General features: G+C 38.2%; 20 protein-coding genes. 13 read left to right on the forward strand and 7 right to left on the reverse strand.

The features are described from left to right. Positions 1-9 precede the first annotated feature (9 nt). Together FNLLGLLA_RS01140 and FNLLGLLA_RS01145 are read left to right on the forward strand one after the other, a co-directional pair. Positions 10-1206: an MFS transporter gene (locus tag FNLLGLLA_RS01140; protein WP_156697106.1), complete on the forward strand. Its 1197-nt coding sequence runs from the start codon at positions 10-12 to the stop codon at positions 1204-1206. Positions 1207-1410: 204 nt separating this feature from the next. Then, positions 1411-2295, forward strand: a complete 885-nt coding sequence (locus FNLLGLLA_RS01145; protein WP_008603042.1) for a LysR family transcriptional regulator — start codon at positions 1411-1413, stop codon at positions 2293-2295. Positions 2296-2434: 139 nt separating this feature from the next. Here the strand turns inward: FNLLGLLA_RS01145 and FNLLGLLA_RS01150 are convergent, their stop codons facing one another. Continuing rightward, complete coding sequence (locus FNLLGLLA_RS01150; protein WP_004694005.1) at positions 2435-3049, reverse strand: LysE/ArgO family amino acid transporter; 615 nt, start codon at positions 3047-3049, stop codon at positions 2435-2437. Between the two features lie 135 nt (positions 3050-3184). Then, positions 3185-4225 (reverse strand): YeiH family protein, encoded by a 1041-nt coding sequence (locus tag FNLLGLLA_RS01155; RefSeq protein ID WP_077708027.1) that lies wholly within the window; start codon positions 4223-4225, stop codon positions 3185-3187. A gap of 347 nt (positions 4226-4572) precedes the next feature. On the opposite strand from FNLLGLLA_RS01155, the gene FNLLGLLA_RS01160 reads away from it, so the two are divergent. From FNLLGLLA_RS01160 to FNLLGLLA_RS01175, 4 genes are all read left to right on the forward strand, one after another. Beyond that, entirely contained in the window at positions 4573-5118 is a 546-nt protein-coding gene (locus FNLLGLLA_RS01160) for a beta-class carbonic anhydrase (RefSeq protein ID WP_012863820.1), read from the forward strand. 552 nt (positions 5119-5670) lie between these two features. Beyond that, positions 5671-6423 (forward strand): dethiobiotin synthase, encoded by a 753-nt coding sequence (gene bioD / locus FNLLGLLA_RS01165; protein WP_174892176.1) that lies wholly within the window; start codon positions 5671-5673, stop codon positions 6421-6423. 201 nt (positions 6424-6624) lie between these two features. Further along, positions 6625-8013: an adenosylmethionine--8-amino-7-oxononanoate transaminase gene (gene bioA, locus FNLLGLLA_RS01170; RefSeq protein ID WP_008603034.1), complete on the forward strand. Its 1389-nt coding sequence runs from the start codon at positions 6625-6627 to the stop codon at positions 8011-8013. A 187-nt stretch (positions 8014-8200) separates the two neighbouring features. Continuing rightward, positions 8201-9541 carry an anaerobic C4-dicarboxylate transporter gene (locus tag FNLLGLLA_RS01175; RefSeq protein WP_008603031.1) on the forward strand — a complete coding sequence of 447 codons (1341 nt, stop codon included), beginning with the start codon at positions 8201-8203 and terminating at the stop codon, positions 9539-9541. Between the two features lie 81 nt (positions 9542-9622). On the opposite strand, the gene FNLLGLLA_RS01180 is transcribed toward FNLLGLLA_RS01175, so the two are convergent. The 3 genes from FNLLGLLA_RS01180 to FNLLGLLA_RS01190 all read right to left on the reverse strand — a co-directional run bounded on the left by FNLLGLLA_RS01180 (position 9623) and on the right by FNLLGLLA_RS01190 (position 11890). Next, complete coding sequence (locus FNLLGLLA_RS01180; RefSeq protein WP_077708030.1) at positions 9623-10033, reverse strand: Fur family transcriptional regulator; 411 nt, start codon at positions 10031-10033, stop codon at positions 9623-9625. A gap of 230 nt (positions 10034-10263) precedes the next feature. Next, positions 10264-11082, reverse strand: coding sequence for a metal ABC transporter permease (locus tag FNLLGLLA_RS01185; RefSeq protein ID WP_174892177.1), 819 nt, complete (start codon positions 11080-11082; stop codon positions 10264-10266). Beyond that, the gene (locus FNLLGLLA_RS01190) at positions 11075-11890 is read right to left on the reverse strand and encodes a metal ABC transporter ATP-binding protein (RefSeq protein ID WP_174892178.1); all 816 of its coding nucleotides are present in this window, start codon (positions 11888-11890) and stop codon (positions 11075-11077) included. The genes FNLLGLLA_RS01185 and FNLLGLLA_RS01190 overlap by 8 nt, the downstream gene beginning before the upstream one ends. 147 nt (positions 11891-12037) lie before the next feature. On the opposite strand from FNLLGLLA_RS01190, the gene FNLLGLLA_RS01195 reads away from it, so the two are divergent. The 4 genes from FNLLGLLA_RS01195 to FNLLGLLA_RS01210 all read left to right on the forward strand — a co-directional run bounded on the left by FNLLGLLA_RS01195 (position 12038) and on the right by FNLLGLLA_RS01210 (position 15662). Beyond that, positions 12038-12952 carry a metal ABC transporter substrate-binding protein gene (locus tag FNLLGLLA_RS01195; protein WP_021147681.1) on the forward strand — a complete coding sequence of 305 codons (915 nt, stop codon included), beginning with the start codon at positions 12038-12040 and terminating at the stop codon, positions 12950-12952. Between the two features lie 351 nt (positions 12953-13303). Then, a complete protein-coding gene (locus FNLLGLLA_RS01200) occupies positions 13304-13975 on the forward strand; it encodes a hypothetical protein (RefSeq protein ID WP_021147682.1) in 672 nt (223 codons plus the stop codon). Between the two features lie 301 nt (positions 13976-14276). Beyond that, positions 14277-14960 carry a hypothetical protein gene (locus FNLLGLLA_RS01205; protein ID WP_021147683.1) on the forward strand — a complete coding sequence of 228 codons (684 nt, stop codon included), beginning with the start codon at positions 14277-14279 and terminating at the stop codon, positions 14958-14960. A gap of 72 nt (positions 14961-15032) precedes the next feature. After that, a complete protein-coding gene (locus FNLLGLLA_RS01210) occupies positions 15033-15662 on the forward strand; it encodes a hypothetical protein (protein ID WP_174892179.1) in 630 nt (209 codons plus the stop codon). 53 nt (positions 15663-15715) lie between these two features. On the opposite strand, the gene fliB is transcribed toward FNLLGLLA_RS01210, so the two are convergent. After that, a complete protein-coding gene (gene fliB, locus FNLLGLLA_RS01215) occupies positions 15716-16627 on the reverse strand; it encodes a flagellin lysine-N-methylase (protein ID WP_174892180.1) in 912 nt (303 codons plus the stop codon). Between the two features lie 160 nt (positions 16628-16787). Here fliB and FNLLGLLA_RS01220 point away from each other — a divergent pair, with 160 nt between their 5' ends. From FNLLGLLA_RS01220 to FNLLGLLA_RS01230, 3 genes are all read left to right on the forward strand, one after another. Next, on the forward strand, positions 16788-17351 hold the full coding sequence (locus tag FNLLGLLA_RS01220; protein WP_004693970.1) for a PepSY domain-containing protein: 564 nt from the start codon (positions 16788-16790) through the stop codon (positions 17349-17351). 515 nt (positions 17352-17866) lie between these two features. Next, complete coding sequence (locus FNLLGLLA_RS01225; RefSeq protein ID WP_119562388.1) at positions 17867-18487, forward strand: ribonuclease E; 621 nt, start codon at positions 17867-17869, stop codon at positions 18485-18487. 158 nt (positions 18488-18645) lie between these two features. Beyond that, positions 18646-18924 carry a PepSY domain-containing protein gene (locus FNLLGLLA_RS01230; RefSeq protein WP_004697959.1) on the forward strand — a complete coding sequence of 93 codons (279 nt, stop codon included), beginning with the start codon at positions 18646-18648 and terminating at the stop codon, positions 18922-18924. Between the two features lie 391 nt (positions 18925-19315). On the opposite strand, the gene alr is transcribed toward FNLLGLLA_RS01230, so the two are convergent. Continuing rightward, positions 19316-20428: an alanine racemase gene (gene alr, locus FNLLGLLA_RS01235; RefSeq protein WP_004697849.1), complete on the reverse strand. Its 1113-nt coding sequence runs from the start codon at positions 20426-20428 to the stop codon at positions 19316-19318. Between the last annotated feature and the right edge of the window lie 210 nt (positions 20429-20638).

Below are 20638 nucleotides of genomic sequence, written 5' to 3' on the forward strand. Positions count from 1 at the left end.
AAGGATATTATGGATTCTTCTTGGAAACGAATTATATACCTAATCTGTACTATACAGGTTGGTGGGGGTATAACAATTATCGGTGTATTATCCTTCCTTCCGTTATTTTTAGCTGAGCTAGGTCTTCATGATCCAGGAGAAGCGGCCATGTGGGCAGGCCTTGTATCAGGTGTAACGCCTTGTATGGTGGCTCTTAGTGCTCCCTATTGGTCGCGTAAGGCAAATCAGCTTGGTCCGCGTAAGGTAATGATGTTTATCTTGTTTACCCTGATGGTTACGGTTGGTGCCTGTGCTTTTACACAAACACCATGGCAGTTATTGATGTTACGTATTTTGCAAGGCGTGGTGGGGGGATATGTTCCGATAGGCTTGGCTATTATTATTCTCATAACCCCTGAGGATAAGGTGCCTTGGGCGATGGGCTTATATCAAGCCTCCATGGTTATGGGCCTCGTTTTTGGACCGCTTATGGGTGGTTTGGCAGCGGACTTGTTAGGTTATCGCGCGCCATTTGTTATGTTCTCAGCCTTAACAGGGCTTTGTATGTTGGGAATTTATCTATTCATGCCTAATCTACAGTTTGAGCATAAGGTAGATGCTAGAGAGTCGCAGCTGTCTCTAATTAAATCCTTTTTGGTCATACCTCGTGTTCGCCTCTTGGTAGGGCTATTGTTCTTATGTAATTTTGGTATTACCGGTATTGGTCCTATTTTACCACTATACATTAAGCACTATATGCATATGAATGATGAGTTTGTAGCCACCATTGTTGGTATAATTATTTTTGGCGCCGGTTTGTTTAGTGCTTTAGCTTCAATCTCCATTGGCAAGATAACAGAACGTTTAACCATGCCTCGTATTGTTTTTACTGCTACATGGGCTGTAGGGTCTTTGTTTATACTTCAATATATAATGCCTAGTATATGGGGCCTTGGCATATTCCGTGCCATTGCAGGATTCTTCATGGGCTTTATTACACCGATTGCCAATACGCTCATATCCAAGGCTGTTCCTATTGAGCGCCGAGGTATCGTATTTGGTGCGGTGTCGAGTGTAGCCATGATGGGAAATGTATTGGGGCCTGTCCTTAGTGGTATGATTGCTCGCGCCTTTGGGTATGGGGCGGTCTTTTGGTCTACAGCAGCTATATTCTTTGTAGCGGCCCTGTTTATTTATCGTAGTTTAGTTATTCCTAGTGAAAGTTAATCATCATAGCTGATCTGCTTTCACCGTTTTAGACATAGTTAAATATATTTAGTATTATGTAGAGAATCGATAGATACTATAGATTCTATGTAAGATACTATGTAGAGAAAACGTATAGCAAACTCCAATATGGGGCTATATGTTGCGAAATGTTTCAAAGGTATTGATTTGTCTAATCCGTAAGAGAGATGAGAGTGCATCGTTATGTTATTAAAACAATTAGAGTATTTTGTATGTGTAGTAGATAATAACAGTTTTACACAAGCTGCAACAGAGCAATATGTATCTCAATCTGCTATATCTCAGCAAATCAAGGCTCTTGAAAATAGCCTTGGTGTTGAATTAATGGTTCGAGAGAAACGAAGCTTTCATCTAACACCAGCAGGACAATATTTATATCGATCTGGTAAGAAGTTATTAGAACGGTTCCATGATATTAAGGTAGAAACGACGCGCATTGGTACAGATGCACGGGTGAGTTTGCGCATTGGCTATTTGAACCGTTATAGTGGGATTGCTATGCAGCAAACTGTGATTCGCATGGCAAAGCGTTATAAAAATTTAGATATTCGTATGTACAGCGGCAGTCATGAAGAGCTATATGGCATGCTCAGCGATCGTCGTGTAGATGTAGTATTTAATGATCAATGGCAAATTTTGTCTGATGATTTTGAAAGTCATTTAATTGATAAAGCCACTACATTTATAGAGGTACCACAAGGATATACTAATGAAGATTGTGTAGAACTAAAGCATATCGATGATTTACCACTTATTTTATTGTGTCGCGGGAAATATACCTTGTCTGAAGAGGAACACTATCGTAAGGCCATAGGTTATAATGGTGCCTTCGCTTATGCTCGTACGTTAGAAGAAGCACGATACCTGGTTGCAGGGCAGCAAGGGCTATTACTATTAGATTGTTTTAAATACTTAACAGATCCTATGCCAGGTATCGAACGTAAGGTGTTGACGAATCATAGTAAACCTATGGAACGCCACTACTACTTTATATCGCAACGAAATCAAAATAATTCGTATATTGTAGCTCTTAGAGATATGTTCCGGCAGGTACTTGAAGAATTATAAATGAGATTATAAATGAAAAAGTCGTTAGCAACTTGCTAACGACTTTTTTCTTTTTTGTACATCATCTATTTGTATTTTTCTTATATAGTTATGATGGTATTAGTGATTTAGACTTTTCTTTGTATCTATGACTATAACCTTACAAAAAGTCTCTTAACATCATGAAGCCATCAATACATAGTTTGATACCGTAAATGACGAGAACCGAACCACAGAAACGGTTAATCCATGCCATATGAGTAATTTTAATTTTTTTAGCTAGTAGATGCATTGTAGTAGCTAGAGAACCAAACCAAATTGGTGTCATAACTAAGAAACCAGCGAAGAAGTGGTAGATGCTTTCTTTTGGAATATTAGCTTGAAAAGCACCGAGCATCATTGTCGCATCTAGAATGGCTTGAGGATTGCCCCATGATACCGCAATGGCTGAGACAATAATTTTTCTAATTGGAATATGTGTGTCCACATTGCGCATGTCTGGTTCAGTTTTAAATATATTAAAGCCCATATAAACAATGAGGAGGCCCCCAAAGAGGAGAACTATGAGCTTTGTGAGTGGCCACATTTCAAGAACGGCACCAATACCATAGAAGGCGGCAGCACTTAAACTCATGTCAAAAAACGCTAGTATGATTAGCGTCAATATAATGCGACGGACAGGTTGCACCAAGGCCGTATTAATAATGAAGAGGTTTTGCATGCCAACAGGGGCAAACGTAGCGAGGCCGACAAGAAGTCCTTGTAAGAAGTACATATTAACCCTCCTGACTATGGTATGATAAAGTACTAATAAGGTGAATAGTAGCACGAAACCCCTCCATTACTGGAGGGGTCCTTACTATTCTATTCATATATAATTATAACATAATATACAATATATGTATATTTTCTACCATAAACCTATCATATGTTGTGCCATAAGGCTTACGGCAGAAATAGCAATCCAGCAACAAGCACCTAAGGTTAGAGCAGAGCCGCCGGATTTTAATAATTTTACAATATTTGTATTAAGGCCGATTGCTACCATAGCCATTGTAATAAAGTATTTGGAAATTGTTTTGAAGATACTCAAGAATTGAATATCTACATTAGCATAGGATAATGCTGTTGTAATAAGGGAGCAAAGTACAAAGTATAAAACAAATCTTGGGAAAATCTTAGCAATACTAACGTTTGCACCATCTGTCTGAGAGGCATTTTTCTTGGCTTTGTATACTTGATAACTAGCGAGGCCTAAACATATAGGAATAATAGCTAGGGTACGTGTTAGCTTTACGATAGTAGCATATTCCAAAACTTGAGTGCCCGTACCTTTCATACTATCCCATACAGCAGCTGTTGCTGTTACAGAAGAAGTATCGTTAACTGCAGTACCAGCGAACAATCCAAAGCCCATGTTAGAGAGCCCAATGGCGTCGCCTAATTGAGGGAATACGAAGGCGGCTACCACATTGAAGAAGAATACAACAGAGATTGCTTGTGCAATATCATGATCCTCTGCTTTAATAACTGGTGCCGCTGCAGCAATAGCGGAACCACCACAAATGGATGAACCAACACCGATGAGAACAGCTGAGTTAGAGTCAATATGGGTTAATCGATAAATAACATAGGATACGATTAACGATGTAGCGATGGTAGAAATGATGACAGGTAAAGAAATCCAACCTACATGTAGAATCTGTGTAATGTTAAGACCAAAGCCCAACAAAATAACGGCCCACTGTAAAATCTTTTTGGATGTAAATCCAATGCCAGCACCTGTTTTTTCCCGTTTCCAAGAGGTGAAGATAGAACCGATAATTATACCTAAAATGATGGCAAAGATTGGACTACCTACTAGATGAAATTGCTGTCCTAGTAGCCAACAAGGAATAGCGAGAATGGCACAGAGCAAAATGCCTGGCAACGTTTTTTGATTGATACCCATTATAAAACCTCCTTACTGTACATACAGTTCACGTCATATGCGGTATCATGTGGCGTTTGCTTTCTATAGTGTTAATAGTACCATAGGAAGGGTTTTAAAATCTACTATATATGTCAGAATTATACAGAATATTCATCGCATTTTTGAAGTTTTTATATGATTAATATAAATAAAAACAAATTATAAGATAGGAGTTAATATTATTGAGTTAAAGATTTTATATAATCGTAAAATTCATAATAATAATTTATAAGTTGAAATTTAAACTTGTTTTGTGATGAATAAGGTGTATATAATGAATAGAATCTATTTCAGGTGGAAATAGAGTATATAAAGTGAGGACCCTTATGATTGATATTACAAAAATAATTGAAACCAATAAAGAATATGTGAAACAACACCCTGAGCTACCAAAGGCGGGGCTAACAAGCCATCCTACAAAAAAGTTAGGCATCGTAACTTGTATGGATACCCGCTTAGTAGGTATGCTAGAAGAAGCACTAGGCTTTAATCGAGGTGAGATAATTGTCATCAAAACTGCAGGAAATAGTGTAACACAACCTATCGATAACATAGTGCAAAGCTTGCTCGTTGCTACCTATGGTATGGAAATTGAAGATGTGCTAATCATCGGTCATGAAAACTGCGGTATGATCGATTTTTCTGCTACTACATTCATGGAATCTATGAAAGCGAAAGGTATCAGTGAAGATGCTATTCGCATGATCGAACCGGGCCTTATCGACTGGATGGATCGATTCCATATCTCTGAAGACAATGTAATTTATACAGTTAACTTCCTACGCCACCATCCACTATTTCCAAAAGGGATGGGTTTCTATGGGGGCATGATGGATCCTGATACAGGCGAATTCCGCTACCTTGAAATCTAGGCTAAGATTTGATGGGGCCCAAGTTGATTTGTACATTTAGGTGAAAAAGAACGATAACTAACCTCTACGCTCCAAAGCGAGCTAAGTCGCTAATCGGTTAGTCATTACTCTTTTTATAACTGTATTTGTGAACTTGTCCAATCGAGTCTATCCATAAATCAATAAAACAAAATTCACTGTATCAAAAGAGAAAGGGAATGGCTTAGCCATTCCCTTTCTCTTTTCCCATATAGCCAACCTATTATTATCGTATTCAAAATAGCGGTCTGTGACTCTATGGGACTAATACTGCGATAATGTTATAAAAAGCTGTGTTCCTAATCGAAGTGCGACTTAGTTTACTATGGAGCGCGGAGGTTAGGGACACAGCTTTTTAGCTAAAATGTAGCGATGTATTCGGGCCCCATAGAGTCATAGAATCGTAAACTTGAACAGTAATAATAGGTTGACTATATATTCCTTTTCGCTGTATATTGTAATTAGATTGTAAACTTAATCATATACATTAGTTAACCTATGCGGCAGTAAGTATTCGCTTGAGAGGAGCCTTGTATGAAGCAGTTAGGTATTTCTATAATTGGTACAGATACAGATGTAGGTAAGACGTTTATGACAGGGTTATTGGGGGCGATGGCTGTAGACGATGGCTTTGCTGTTGGTATGGTGAAACCTGTGTCTTCTAGTGCAGTTCCTTTCCCTGAATGTGTGACGATGGATGAGGATAATTATAATATTGGCCTTGAGAGTAAAGATGCAACACATTTGATGCGCTCCGCAGGTATTCCTGAATCTCGTCGTCATGAAGTGAATCCTTATGCTATAGCCGGTGATTTCTCTCCTCGCCTTGCAGCGGAATTGGCTGGTATCGAGATTGACTATGATGGCCTTGTAGAACATACATTAGATGTAGTGAGTCGCTATGACATAACCTTTGTAGAAGGTGCAGGCGGTATCACGACCCCTCTCTATGGAGATAAAACTTTCACGGATTTTATGAAAGATATCAAATTACCAGCTATTGTTGTAGCAGATGGTCGTCTTGGATCTATTAATCGCGCCGTTTTGACTTGCGAATATGCTAAGTTGCATGGTATCGAGGTGAAAGCTATTATCGTAAATGATACAACAGCTGTAGATCTGTTTTTGTTGAAAACAAATGTGGCAGATATGGAGCGTTACACAGGTGTTCCTGTAGTAGCTGTAGTGCCGCCATACCAAGGTCCGGATATTCAAAAGGTTCAACTTGGTTGGGCTCGATCTTTTATTGATTCTAAGGAATTATGGAACACAGTATTAGGTCTATAAATAATAATTGGCTGATTTTATATTAGCTATAGCAAGTTAATATATGTTAGAAGTGATATTGAGTACATATTAACAGTAATTTTGAGACGTATTAAATTTGTGATTTAGCATACCTTAGATTGGGCAACTTAATTTAGTTTATATAAGGTATATGTGATAGAGAGTTATAGTTTGTAAACTTAGTAAGTATGAGGTGACGAAATGGCAGAGAAACAGCTTTCACAAGCAGCACAATGGGACCACGAGTTTGTATGGCATCCATTTACACAAATGCAAGATTGGCTAGCACAAGAACCAGTAGTAATTGAACGCGGTGAGGGGGTATACCTCATCGATGAGAACGGTAAAAAGTATTACGATGGTGTATCCTCTTTGTGGGTTAATATTCATGGTCACAACCATCCTGTATTGAACCAAGCATTGAAGGATCAAATCGATAAAATTGCGCATAGCACGTTATTAGGCCTCGTAAGTCCTCCGTCTGCACAATTGTGTAAAGAACTTGTAGAGCTTGCTCCAGAAGGCTTAGATAAAGTATTCCTCTCTGATGATGGCAGTACAGCTATCGAAGTGGCTATTAAAATGGCGTACCAATACCGTCAACAAGTAGGGCAAACGAAAAAGACTAAGTTCATTGCCCTCAATGCAGGCTATCATGGGGATACATTAGGTACCGTATCCGTAGGTGGTATTCAATTATTTCACCAAGTATTCCATAATCTATTATTTAAACCATTAACATTGCCAAGCCCTGGTGTGTATAGAGATTTGGCAGATCGAGATAAAGCTTTTGAAGAGTCGTTGACTGAATTGGAACGCATCCTTAACGAAGAAGGCGATGAAATTACAGCTCTTGTTATGGAACCATTGGTGCAAGCAGCGGCAGGCATGCTCGTAATGCCTCACGGTTATTTGAAACGGGTTCGTGAGTTAACAGAACAACACGATGTATTCCTCATCGTTGACGAAGTAGCTACTGGCTTTGGCCGAACTGGCAAATTCTTTGCTTGCGAACATGAAGGAGTATCTCCAGATTTTATGACCTTATCCAAAGGCATCACTGGTGGGTACCTTCCATTAGCAGCAACATTGACTACACAACGCGTATTCGATGCATTCCTCGGCACCTTTGAGGAAAAGAAAACATTCTATCATGGTCACTCCTATACTGGTAATGCCTTGGCCTGTGCCGTTGCGTTGGCTTCTTTGAAAGTATTCCGTGATGAAAAGGTAATTGAACAATTGCCTGCTAAAGTAGAAGCTTTCACAAAGGCCTTAGAACCTATTAAATCTTTGAAGCATGTGAAAGAGGTTCGTCAGCGGGGTCTCATCGTAGGTATTGAACTTGAAAAAGATGTGTCCACCCACGAAGCGTATCGCCCAAATGATGCGGTAGGTGCTAAGGTGGCAATCCTTGCCCGTGAACAAGGTCTTATTTGCCGCCCTATTGGCGACGTGGTTATCCTTATGCCTCCATTGGCATCGACTGTGGAACAATTAGAGGACATGGTTCGTATTGTAGGTGAAAGTATCCAACGTGCAACTGAGGAAGAGGGGATACTTGAAGATATGCGCCCAATTATTTTATAATGCTAAATTAATTATTGAAAAGCTACACCTATTGTCTTTTGTTAGTAGTTTAAGGCAATGGGGTGTAGTTTTTTTGCATAACATATCGAAATTTCGTCATATTTTAAACTATAGACTATACATTGCCAAAATTCGATGATTATTTAGCATATCTATGATACTATATATGTATAAAGGAGGTCATCGTATGGACATTTATGTAATTATGCAAGTTATTATTTTATTTGGTGCCATCTTCCTCGGTGTTCGCCTAGGTGGCATGGGCATCGGTTACGCTGGCGGCCTTGGGGTTGTGTTGTTAAGCCTTGGTATGGGGATGTTTCCGGGACAGATTCCATGGGATGTAATTCTGATTATCATGTCTGCTATCGCAGCCATCTGTGCCTTACAGTTAGCCGGCGGTCTTGATTATTTGGTGCGCATTGCTGAAAGTATTTTGCGTAAAAATCCTAAGCATATCAACTATTTGGCACCAACTGTTACGTATTTCTTAACTATTCTAGCGGGTACTGGTCATACAGCATTCTCTATGATTCCAGTAATCGTAGAGGTGGCGAAAAGTGAAAACATTAAGCCATCTGTGCCATTATCTATCGCCGTTGTAGCGAGTCAAATTGGTATCACAGCGAGTCCTGTATCGGCAGCAGTAGTTGCTATGAGTGGGTTCCTTGAGCCATATGGTGTTAACTATCCTACATTGCTCGCCATCTGTATTTCCACAACATTTGTAGGGGTTATGATTACGGCATTTATCATGTCTACCTTTGCGAATAATGATTTATCTTCTGATCCAGTGTATCAAGAACGTTTGGCGGCAGGTCACGTGGCGCCACCTCGTGAAAAAAGCACTGATTTCCACTTAAAACCTGGTGCAAAAACTTCAGTATTGATTTTCTTGATTGGTATCATTTGTATCGTATTCTACGCAACAGCAATTTCCAAAAACATTGGTATTATTAAACCAGTTATCTTTGGTCGAAATGATGCTATCATCGGCTTTATGATGATTATTGCGGCTGCTATCACATTCTTCTGTAAGCTTGATACAGCAGAACTTGTTAATACAAGTACATTCAAATCCGGCTTATCCGCTTGTGTCTGTGTACTAGGCGTAGCATGGTTGGGTGATACCTTTGTAAAAGGTCATATCCCTGAAATCAAAGCGCTCGCTTCTAGCATGGTAACAGCATATCCGTTCCTATTGGCGGTAGCGTTCTTCTTTGCAAGTACATTGTTGTATAGTCAAGCGGCAACTACGCAAGCTTTGGTACCAGCTGTAATTCTAGCTCTCGGTATTACACCAGAGAACACAGGATCCGTTTATATTATTATCGCATCCTTTGCAGCTGTATCTGCACTCTTTGTATTGCCTACATATCCAACACTTTTGGGGGCTGTACAAATGGACGATACGGGCTCTACACGAATTGGTAAACTCGTATTTAACCATCCGTTCTTCATACCTGGCGTACTTGCTATTGCCATCTCCGTAGCACTCGGTTTCTTAGTGGCTCCGTTGATGCTGTAATTGGTGAAAGCTAAATACGGTTAATTCCAAAGTATACGCTAAAACGTTAAAGGACGTAACTACAGTGTTACGTCCTTTTTGTTATTTATTTTTATCCTTACAGTTTCTACAGATTCCAGCAATCTCTAAGTGATGTTCCGTCACAGTAAATCCTGCTTTGCTGAGTTCTTTAGGCATTTCTACGACAGGACAGGTATGGAGTGGTATCATAGCACCACAGCTCGTACATACAGCATAGTGGCGGTGTGTATGAGGGGTGATTTCATAATATGCCATATCACTACCCATGAGCGTGGTACGTGTAACGATACCCTTAGTTTCTAATAGTTCAAGTGTACGGTAGATAGTAGACATCCAAGTAGTGCTACCGTCACCTAAGTGTTCTGCGATTTCAAGGGCTGTAATGGGTTTATCTGTAGTTGTTAATACAGACCAAATGGCTTCGCGTTGTTTGGTCTTTTTTATGCCTTCTGGCCAAGTTGTTGTATTCATAGCTCTCTTTCGATTCTGTTTTAATACTAAACATGCTATACACCTGTATAGTTAAATGACTTATATGGCTAATAAAATATCAAATATGTTATCGCATTTGGTTAGATATATTTTTATATATAACTAGTTATATTTTTTATTCTACTAGCTATATTATTTGACTCTAACTAGTTATATTACTCTAACTAGCTATAATGTTTATGCCCAAATATATTACTTATTGTTTTAGCTTATCTACTAAACTGAAAGCGTCGTATGATGGCACGAATATTCTTAATGACTAACACTATTAGTAGGATCCCTACCGATGTTAGGGACACGAAGCCACCAGGTGCTACGTTAAGAAAGTAGGATCCAAAAAGTCCGATGATCATGGCAAGTAAGCTAAATCCAATGGAGCATAATAAAGTTATTTTAAATCCTTTTTCTAATTGTAATGCAGATGCTACTGGTAATGCAATCATGGCACTCAATACGAGAACACCAACGATTTTAATAGAAATGGATACGGCGGCAGCCATTAAGATAGCAAAGATATAGTTGATAAAATCTACCTTAACACCTGCTACACGAGCCGCTTCTTCATCGTAAGCGATGTAGAGTAAGGAGTTATACAAAAAGTATAGCGTTAATACTGATAAAATGGTGAGCACTGCAATACTAATCATATCGGTTGCGTTTACCGTTAGGATGCTACCAAAGAAGAATACATTTGCGTTAGCCTTTAGTTTGCCTGAGCTAATAAGTGTAATAGCTGTACCGATGCTGAGGGATAAGATGATAGTAAGAATAAGATCGAGATGGTGTGAAAAATATTTTCGCAAGAACTCGATGAGTGCACCGCAGATGGCAGTGAAGATAAAGGCTCCTAAAATTGGATTAGTATTCGTTAATAAACCTAGTGTAATACCTGCTAGCGATGCGTGACTCATGGTATCGCCAATCATACTGGAACGGCGTAGCACCATGAAGATACCAATACATGGACATAAAAGAGAAATACAAATTGCTACGAAGAAGGCATTTTGCATGAAATCATAACTAAACATGGCGCACCTCCTCAACTGTGGTATCATCGGCCTGAGCCTGAGCCTGAGCCTGAGCCTGAGCCTGAGCCTGAGCCTGAGCCTGAGCCTGAGCCTGAGCTTCTATTGTTACATCTGTGAAACAGGAGCAGTTTTTGTGATCTATTGGATTGCGACCTGTACTGTGCATGATTTCACTAGCATATTGCTCAGGGGAGCAAAGGTGACCTTGACCATTTGCAATATGGTAGATATTGGTAGAGTTGGCGAGAGCCATTTCGATATTGTGCTCAACAGAGATAATCGTAATATGGTGCTCTTGGTTCAAATTTCGAAGTAGAGCATAGATGCCCTCTTGGCTTTTTCTGTCGATACCCGTTGAAGGCTCATCGAGAATGATAAGATCTGGCTTACCGATGAGGGCACGGGCGATAGATACACGCTGAGCTTGTCCACCTGAAAGTTTGCTGATGAGACGGTCTTTAAATTCCGTCATATGGGTAAGCTCTAATACGCGATTGACTTCCTGCTTATCCTTAATCTTTAAAAGTTTTCGGTAGGAATCGAGGATTTCTTTTACCGTAATAGGAAAGCCTGCGTGAGAGAAGTCATTTTTTTGAGACACATACCGAATATTATTGGTGCTTCGCTTGATAGAACCTTTTACCGGTGTAAGAAAACCTAAAATAAGACGGAGTAAGGTACTTTTACCACACCCATTATCCCCAACGATGGATATATAATCACCACTGTGAATATGTAAATTAAGGTCGTTTAGCACATAAGGAGGTTGACCTTGATAGGAAAAATAAAGATGTTCTATTGATAACATATGAAAACCACATTTCTGATTGACAAAATTCTAAGTAAGTTTATACTATAACTATATTACAAATGCAACTGAGTCGCAACTGCAACTAAAGAATAGAGTGTATTCTGTATAGGCATAGCGATCAGGATTTTACAAAGGAGGACTACGATGATCAAGAAACTGATTTTGTTAGTTGTAGGTATTATGATGGCTGCTTTATTTGCAGGTTGTGGCAATGATGCACCGAATGCACAGAAGGAACAAGCAGGTAAAAAAATCCAAGTGGTAACAAGTTTTAATGCAATGGCTGAGTTTACAAAGGCTATTGGTGGTGACAAGGTAGAGGTATCTACTATTATACCAGATGGTGTAGAACCACATGATTTCGAGTTGAAACCTGAAAATATGAAACAACTGGCAACAGCTCAAGTGTTTGTGTATAACGGTTTTGGTATGGAGCCTTGGGCAAAACAAGCTATCGAAGCAGCTAAGAATGATAAACTCGTATCTGTTGTAGCTACTGAAGGCGTTGAAGCTATTAAAAATACTGATCCAGAAGAAATTAAAGAACATGGTGCAGAAGATCCTCATGCATGGTTATCTTTGAAAAATGCTAAAATTGAAGTGAAAAATATCAAGGATGCCCTTGTAAAAGTTGATCCAGCAAACAAGGATTATTATGAAAAGAATTATACTGAATACGTTGCTAAATTAGATGCAATGATTAAAAAATATGAAGATCAATTCGCTAAAGCTCCTCATAAAAACTTTGTTACAGGCCATGCAGCATTTGCGTACTTATGCCGTGACTTTGGTTTAGAACAAAATAGTGTGGAAGATGTATTTGCTGAAGGTGAACCTAATGCAGCACAATTGGCTAAACTCATCGAATACGCTAAAGAAAACCATATTACTACTATCTTTGCAGAAGAAATGGCTAGCCCAGAAGTATCCAAAACTTTGGCACAAGAAGTAGGTGCTAAGGTAGAAACTATTTATACTATCGAAAGCAACGAAGATAATAAAACATACTTAGAACGTATGGATGAAAACCTTACAAAAATTGCAGCATCTTTGCAATAAGATAAACGAAAAGGCGGCCCCTAGTGGGGCTGCTTTTTTGCGTTATAATAGGTTAGAATAATGTCTTAAAATTTGAATTATATAGTATAATATATTAATAGATGAAATAAAAAGGAAACCTAATATGGTTATCATTAATAAATCAGGGGTTGCTGATGAAAGGGCTTGACCATAGTTATTATTTTGAAGGGGCAAGTTACCTATAAGCAATTTGGTCTAAATCTTTGGATAACGGGAATTTCTTTTTACATAATATCCTTCATCTTTGGTGTGGGAGGTATAATGTTGTCCATGACGGTTTAAATATAGTTTGTGTTACAATTAAAGAAATATAGGTGTTTTGGAGGTTTTATGGAAACAAAATGGTATTCAGATATTTGGCAGCTTGTGGTAGCTCCCTTTAAACGCGGTATTCCACAGATTGTAGAGCATGGATCTTGTCGAAAAGGGTTCTATGCTACAGTAGCTTTGGCATTGGTGGCATTCGTATTTTCAAATATTCTACCTACTTTTTTGAGTATGATATTTGTGGATAAACTTAGTGTTGCACTTACTGGTGCGGCGGCTCTTTCTGGGGCCGGTATATTAGGCCTAGCGGTTGGCTTGCTATTTGCTTTTATTGGTATTGCTATTTATTCTGCGATTTTCTCTTGGGTCGCCAATAAATTTGATGCCCATACTACATATGAGTCTGTGTTAAAAATCATGTGGTACGAACAAGCTTATAATCAGATTATGGGCTTAGTATATTTCATTGGCTTCCTATTACTATCATTGCCATTTTTGCTGCTACTAGGCTCTCATCCTGATTCTACAGTAGGTAGTATTGTATGGATAACTATTATTATATTCGCAACGATAGCTTTTGCAGTCTATACATTCTGGGTATGCTTAACATTATTGAGTCGCCAAATTAATAAATCCCATTTAGCAACTTTTGGCATTTCTATTATTACGAGTTTAATTCCTGTAATCATTTTAGGTATCTTGATTGGTATGGTAGTACTTGCTAGTTCCAGATAATTACATAACATGAAAAATATGAAAGGGGCTGTAATAAAACAGCCCTTTTCTACTAAAAAGTTATTAGCTGATTATATATAATCTGCTAATAGCTTTTTTCTGTATTTTATAAGGAAAAAGGGTCCCGAAAGACCTATTCCATTAGGATAATTAAAGTATGAAAAGATGTCTGTTTTGTGCTATAATGATGAACGAAAAATGAAAAGGAACTATTTTTTATAGTTCCTTATTGTGTGTTGTATGTTATAGTATTCAAACTTAAATGTTGAGTATGTATATTGTGTAAAAGGTGGTGATACCTATGATGGTGGGTTTAATGCAGTTTATCTATCGTTTATTAAACCCTATTGAAGAGAATAATCCTCGTATGTATCACTTTGATATTGCCTATGGGCAACTCATAGGAATGCTGCTATTAACACTCATATGTTATCAATTTACTATTGTAGGTGAAGGCGTATATTTAGATGCTATACGTGCGTTTATACGCAATTCTTCGTTATTAGTAAGGTGGGAATCGCTATCTCTTCCAGTAGGTCAACATGAAATACAACTTTTTTTGGAACAGATGGGTAGTCCTAGAGAATTTTGGAATATGGGTCGCTTTGCATGGGTAATCGGAAAAGTTATTTTCATGGCATGTATCATTATAGTTTATGCGGTTGCTCAACAGCGTAAATTTTATGTTCGAACTGTTACAACCGGTATTTTGCATATCATGTCATTTGCTCAACTTGTTGTGGCATTGATTACTTTTACAGCAGGGATTATGCTGATTTTAACTTCGGTACCATTAATACTGCAAGCAATCATTGGCTTCTGTATGATTGTGCTATGTGTTTTAAGTACCGTATTATTGTTACAAACTATGGGACGTATTGTGGGAGCATGTATTAATGGGACTCCTTATGAAGGTTTGATTCTAATGTTGATTGCTCTTTTGGTAGCACACGTGTTTGAATGGATTTATATGTTGACTCGATAAAATACATATGATATATCTAGGACGAGACATGGCTCGTCCTTTTTTACTAGTTTTAAACTAAAAGGAGCATTTATGACATGGTATAAGGATATATTGCATTTATTTACTAGGCTTAGCGAACAATCTTTTCAGAATATTATCAATTATGGATCTCATACAAGAGCCATTCTGAATCTAGTCGTATCTACTATTGTATTATATATAATGACCTATAGCTTACCGTTTATGGTGAAAGTGATATCTCCAATGCTCGGGATTAAACGGATGACTGGACTAACTCATTTTGATGTAATTAGTATTTTAGCCAGTTCGGTATTTTTAATTTTTCAAATTATCATCGGTTCATTTGTCATATGGCGCTTACTTATGTTATTAGGTGGTCGCGGTACTTATGGTGGGGTATTGCGCAATTATATATATGGATTAGCTTATACAAATGCACTTCGCACGGTTGTCTTAGTATTAATTCATATACTAGGGATTATTTTTTTCTCTTTGTCTCTTCAAAAATATGTAGGGGATATGGCTTATCTTATTACGATGTTCAGCCAGTATTATGCCGTGTTCATTGTAGCCCAATTAATGAGACGTTATGTTGAACTAGGTATCGTTAAAACTTATATTGTTATGTTTGTTGTGGCATTATTATCTGTCTCCGTATTGCCTCAATGGATTCGTTTTGTTCATACTCTCTTCAAATGATGTATTATAATAAGACTTAAAAAACCGCAAGATAAAATTCTTGCGGTTTTTGTTCACTCTATAATAAGTTGGGCTTCGTAGTGTTGTAATAATAGCGCCACATTATCTTCGTCGTATTCGATTTGTTGTGACCATCTAGCAATTTGTTTTAATGGTTGTCCCTCTAAGGCGCTGGCTATAAGTATATAGTCAGTACCATCCTTTGCATAGGCTAAGATAGATTCCAAGGAATAATCTGATAGCATATCGATTTGGCGATACAATATATATTGGTACACTTTGTTAAATAGGCTCATATCCTCTTGCTGTATATAGGTCTGTACGGATGCGATGAGTTGGTCTAGTTTACTAGATAATGTATTAACTTGTGCTGTCCAATTCTCATCGATGGGTTCCGTTTGTTTATATAGGTCTAATAGTTCTTTGAAAGACTGCTTTGAGGGCTTTGGCGTATATTGGAATAGATTAGGATCTAAATCAAAGGCTAATAATTCAAAAATATTGTGGAGTGTTAATCGCTCCTCAGAGTTGAATTCATTATGGTCATCTTCAATTGTAAAGAGGAGAAAGTCCATCGGTTCTTGTTGGGCTAATAGTTCAACCGATGCTTCACAAGATAATCCAACGCCACATAGTTCTAAGTCTTCAATGTATTTATAAAAGCGTGGATGCATATGACAGGTGTCACAAAGTCCTTCTTCTCCTAATTCAAGAACTACTTTGCATAGACCTTTTTCATTGAGTAAGGGACACATAGGTTGTGCTTTAGAAAAGATAAAATGACTGCCTTCATCATCAACAGTGATGGCTTGGCGTAAGCTTTCACCAAGAGAACCTGTCATGGCATGATAACGTTCAGCAGTAGGCTCATCTATATCGATGGTCCACAGCTGACAACATGTATTTTCGCATTGATCGGCCTTGCATTGAAATTCGTGATATATAGTGGGGTAAATTGAAATCATAGTTAGCTCACATGTAGTTACAAAAATGAATCTATGTGCATTGTATCATAGGGGGCAGGTACATGCACTAATTATATAAATAAAGATTATAAACCGCGTTGATTTAGTGTATAATTGTATATATATTGTTATGATAACTGTTTGAGATATGGAGGAACCAATGAGATCATTTTTTGTAAAAGGTAGCCTTGTATTGGCCTTGGCAGCGGCATTTGGCATGCCAAATGCAAGTGCAGCCCCTTTAGTAGCTGTAGAGCCAACTGTGGCAGTTGTTGATGGCAACCATGCGGCGATTGTAGGCGCTAATGGTTTATTAAATGCCTTTATCCAAAATCATCCAAATGCAGGAATTACGGAAATCGCCTTTGATGCGGATGGAGGTCAAATTAAGTATGATGTTGAAGGTTTTGATGAATCTGGCAAGTATGAGTTAACGTATATCTATGCTACTAATCAAATCTTTGAAAAGCGCGAAGGGGACTTCCATAAATCGCTAAAGAAAAAATCGTTTGATCCTCGGGAAATCTTACCGCCTGCAGCTGTGGTGAACTTTGCTTACGCCCAAACAAAAGGTAAAGCTGTGAGCCTTAATGAATGGGCTGTGCGCTATGATAAAGGTAAAATCGTCTACAAAGTTAGCTTTGGTACAGCAGATAATAAAGAGGTACATGTGCGTATGGACGCAATGAATGGTAAATTGCTATCTGTTAAATTTGACGATTAATATATGATTGACTAGTTATTATATCTTAATAGTGCCTAGTTATTTTATTCTGAATATAATAATTAAATGCCTTAATACTGTTTTCCTAAAAAAAATAACTAGTATTGAGGCATTTTTTGTGAAAGTTTGCTCATGAATGTGAAATTCTAGATATCGATACGTATATTTTGAAGCCGTTTATCCCTTATTTATGGGATGAACGGCTTTTGATATATTTTTCATGGAATTTTTAAGTATAAAGTAAATCCCATAGGATTTCATAGGAATTATATATAAATTCATTCTAAACTCACTATAAAATAAGCTTTTAACAGTGCTTCTACATTTTGACTTCATAGACTGTCGATAGTATGTGTACCAGTCGAAAGACAAACTCAACTATATCTGAAATTTCCAAGCTATATATCTACAAGTCCATGCTGGATATATGTTTTGGAACTTACATGATGACATTGAGTTGACTGGAAATATACATGCGTAAAGTTGCATGTAAATGAATTAATAAGGAGGACAATATGAAAAAATCTATTTTAAAAAGTAGTATTGCTTTAGCAGTGGCTGGCGTATTTGGTGCCACTGTAGCTGTAACAGCAGCTGAACCAGTAACTCCAATGCCTGTTACGCAAGAAACAGCGAGTGCAGCGACTCCAGCACAACCAGTTACTGATCCAGTAGTTCCTACTACAGCGGTGGCTCCAGATGTGGCTACTACTGCAGTTGCACCTAAAACTCCGGTAGCTCCTGTAGCAGACGGTAATCAAGTAGGTACAGCAGTTCGTAATACTACACCAGTTCCAACAGCTACACAAGATGTTAAAACACCAGTAGCTCAAGAAACTGTAGTACCTAGTACAGAAAATCCTGCAGCAGCAGTTCCTACTATTGAAACTGCATCTGTAGCTAAAGCTCCTAGTGAAACAAGAGTAGTACGCGGTGGCGATAAAAAATCAGAATCTGTAGCAAAGCATGATAAAGAAGTTAAAAATACTAAAAAAGCTGCAGTAGACAAAGCGCCTAAAGTAAAAGTTGTGAAAGACGAAAAAAAGGCTGATAAAGAAGAGCCTACTAAAGAGGAAAAAAAAACTCTAAAAGTAGAAAATCACAACCTAGCACAACCAATCAGCAAGAAGGCGTAGTAGACCAAAATAGTATTTTCGTAGTTGGTGCTAATTATTTAATTGACCAATTCGAAAGTAAATTTGGAAACTCCAAAATCACTAATGTATCCTTCAAAACTCAAGGTAAAACTGCCATTTATGAAGTAGCTGGTTTTAATACTAGTGGTGCTCATTCTATGACTCTAGATGTGGCTACTGGTAATGTAACGGATGGTACTCCTAAAGCATATGACGCATCTATGGAAGCTAGTGCTATTGATGCTGGAACAGTAATACCTCCACATGTGGCAATTAATGCAGCTTTCGTACAGTCTGGCAAGGTAGCGACTGGTATTAATGCGTGGTCTCTTGCTAATCAAAATGGTAAACCACTATATACCATAGAATTCCATGATGCACAAAATAAACCGATATCCGTTGTATTGGATGCTAAAACAGGGACGGTAGCAAAATAAGTTGATCTCCTATTCTATAGCGCTGTAAAGCAAACCCTTTCAAAAACGAACACTAAGCACTCAAAACTATACACACATAACATAAATACACTTACACACACATACACAACACATAAAACACACAAAAACACACACACACAATAAACAATTACACACAGCCCTCTGGATTGGATAGATAAACATTGACTCTCTCCTATGCCGTCTATCGTTCAGAGGGCCCCTTATGAATTGTGGTTCCCTCCGAATCATAAGATTATATACTTGGTATATATACTCTCTCTCACAATAAGAACGTAACTGCTTTACAGCACGCTGGGTATAGGAGAGCAAGAAAGCCCGTATCACATGTAGAATTCTACATGTGATACGGGCTTTCTTTATTTTACATAGGTTAAATATATTGTCGTGGTACGCGCTCTGAGAATCCACAAAAGATCTCATAAGGAATTGTGGAAGCAAGGGCTGCAATTTCTAAAGCAGAAATGCTTTCATGACCTTGAGACCCTAGAAGCACCACCTTATCGCCAGGCTTTACCGTGATTGTATCCGGAACAGAAACCATGAATTGATCCATACAAATACGACCTACTACGGGACAACGAGTGCCATGAATCAGTACGGTGCCCCGATTGGATAAACTACGAGGGTAGCCATCCGCATAGCCTACAGGGATAGTAGCAATTGTCATTGGTTCAGTTGTGATATAGGTAGATCCATATCCAATGCCTTCGCCAGCAGGGATATGTTGTACATGAACAACTTCACTATGGAAAGATAAAACAGGTTTTAAGCCCAATCGATTTGGCACATCAAGAGATGGCATGATACCGTATTGAATAATACCAGGACGAGCATCTGTGAATAGACTATCTTTGACAGATAAAAGACCTGCACTGTTGGCGAGGGAGAAACGGTAATCTGCTTCTGGACGGAATGCTCGTATTTCATCTACCATGCGATGAAATTTTTGCGTTTGGCTATGGGCGTGTGATTGATCCGCCGCATCAGCATTGCTCATGTGAGAGAAGAATCCGTCTATTTCCAAATTTTCGTAGGACTCAATGCGTTTGATAAACTCAATGGCATCCTCAGGCTTGATACCGATGCGATGCATGCCTGTATCAACGGCAACAGCAACGCGAATAATCATGTCGTGATTATCGGCTACTTTATTGAGTGATTCCAAGTCGGTAGATTCACAAACGGCAGGAATCGAATTAGTGTCTGCCACAAGTTCAAAGGATTGTGGCCTTGTGAGTCCTAATAAATAAATAGGTACCATAATACCTGCATTGCGAAGTGGTACGGACTCCTCTGGAATAGCAACGGCTAAGGATTCGTAACCTTCCTCCACGGCAATACGCCCCATCATAACACTGCCGTGGCCGTAGCCATTGGCCTTGATGACAGCTGTAGACGTACTCCATTCAGGTAAACTATCTTTAATTTTACGCAAATTCTCGCGAACGAGACTTGTATTTATGGTCAAATAGGTAGGTCTCATTGTATTCCTCAATTCTATATAACATTACTTTTATTTTATAACTTTTGGGGAATTACACAATACTTTTGTGAAAGTTATATACAGAAAAATGAGTTTTACTTTGAATTTTATAGGATTTATACATATATTATATACAATTATTGTGAAAGTATACTAATTAGTTGTGAAAGTATATTAATTGGTATAGGTAGTTGATATATAATAGAAGTT

Source organism: Veillonella parvula, assembly GCF_902810435.1.
In the GTDB taxonomy this organism is placed as follows: domain Bacteria; phylum Bacillota; class Negativicutes; order Veillonellales; family Veillonellaceae; genus Veillonella.

Bases quoted from the DNA above. Each gene is read 5' to 3' on its own strand.
- FNLLGLLA_RS01180 (WP_077708030.1), bottom strand. From the start codon at position 10,033: ATGAATACAACAACTTGGCCAGAAGGCATAAAAAAGACCAAACAACGC.
- fliB (WP_174892180.1), bottom strand. From the start codon at position 16,627: ATGATTTCAATTTACCCCACTATATATCACGAATTTCAATGCAAGGCC.
- FNLLGLLA_RS01175 (WP_008603031.1), top strand. From the start codon at position 8,201: ATGGACATTTATGTAATTATGCAAGTTATTATTTTATTTGGTGCCATC.
- FNLLGLLA_RS01220 (WP_004693970.1), top strand. From the start codon at position 16,788: ATGAGATCATTTTTTGTAAAAGGTAGCCTTGTATTGGCCTTGGCAGCG.
- FNLLGLLA_RS01210 (WP_174892179.1), top strand. From the start codon at position 15,033: ATGACATGGTATAAGGATATATTGCATTTATTTACTAGGCTTAGCGAA.
- bioA (WP_008603034.1), top strand. From the start codon at position 6,625: ATGGCAGAGAAACAGCTTTCACAAGCAGCACAATGGGACCACGAGTTT.
- FNLLGLLA_RS01145 (WP_008603042.1), top strand. From the start codon at position 1,411: ATGTTATTAAAACAATTAGAGTATTTTGTATGTGTAGTAGATAATAAC.
- bioD (WP_174892176.1), top strand. From the start codon at position 5,671: ATGAAGCAGTTAGGTATTTCTATAATTGGTACAGATACAGATGTAGGT.
- FNLLGLLA_RS01190 (WP_174892178.1), bottom strand. From the start codon at position 11,890: ATGTTATCAATAGAACATCTTTATTTTTCCTATCAAGGTCAACCTCCT.
- alr (WP_004697849.1), bottom strand. From the start codon at position 20,428: ATGAGACCTACCTATTTGACCATAAATACAAGTCTCGTTCGCGAGAAT.
- FNLLGLLA_RS01225 (WP_119562388.1), top strand. From the start codon at position 17,867: ATGAAAAAATCTATTTTAAAAAGTAGTATTGCTTTAGCAGTGGCTGGC.
- FNLLGLLA_RS01185 (WP_174892177.1), bottom strand. From the start codon at position 11,082: ATGTTTAGTTATGATTTCATGCAAAATGCCTTCTTCGTAGCAATTTGT.
- FNLLGLLA_RS01205 (WP_021147683.1), top strand. From the start codon at position 14,277: ATGATGGTGGGTTTAATGCAGTTTATCTATCGTTTATTAAACCCTATT.
- FNLLGLLA_RS01155 (WP_077708027.1), bottom strand. From the start codon at position 4,225: ATGGGTATCAATCAAAAAACGTTGCCAGGCATTTTGCTCTGTGCCATT.
- FNLLGLLA_RS01230 (WP_004697959.1), top strand. From the start codon at position 18,646: ATGACTCTAGATGTGGCTACTGGTAATGTAACGGATGGTACTCCTAAA.
- FNLLGLLA_RS01150 (WP_004694005.1), bottom strand. From the start codon at position 3,049: ATGTACTTCTTACAAGGACTTCTTGTCGGCCTCGCTACGTTTGCCCCT.
- FNLLGLLA_RS01200 (WP_021147682.1), top strand. From the start codon at position 13,304: ATGGAAACAAAATGGTATTCAGATATTTGGCAGCTTGTGGTAGCTCCC.
- FNLLGLLA_RS01140 (WP_156697106.1), top strand. From the start codon at position 10: ATGGATTCTTCTTGGAAACGAATTATATACCTAATCTGTACTATACAG.
- FNLLGLLA_RS01160 (WP_012863820.1), top strand. From the start codon at position 4,573: ATGATTGATATTACAAAAATAATTGAAACCAATAAAGAATATGTGAAA.
- FNLLGLLA_RS01195 (WP_021147681.1), top strand. From the start codon at position 12,038: ATGATCAAGAAACTGATTTTGTTAGTTGTAGGTATTATGATGGCTGCT.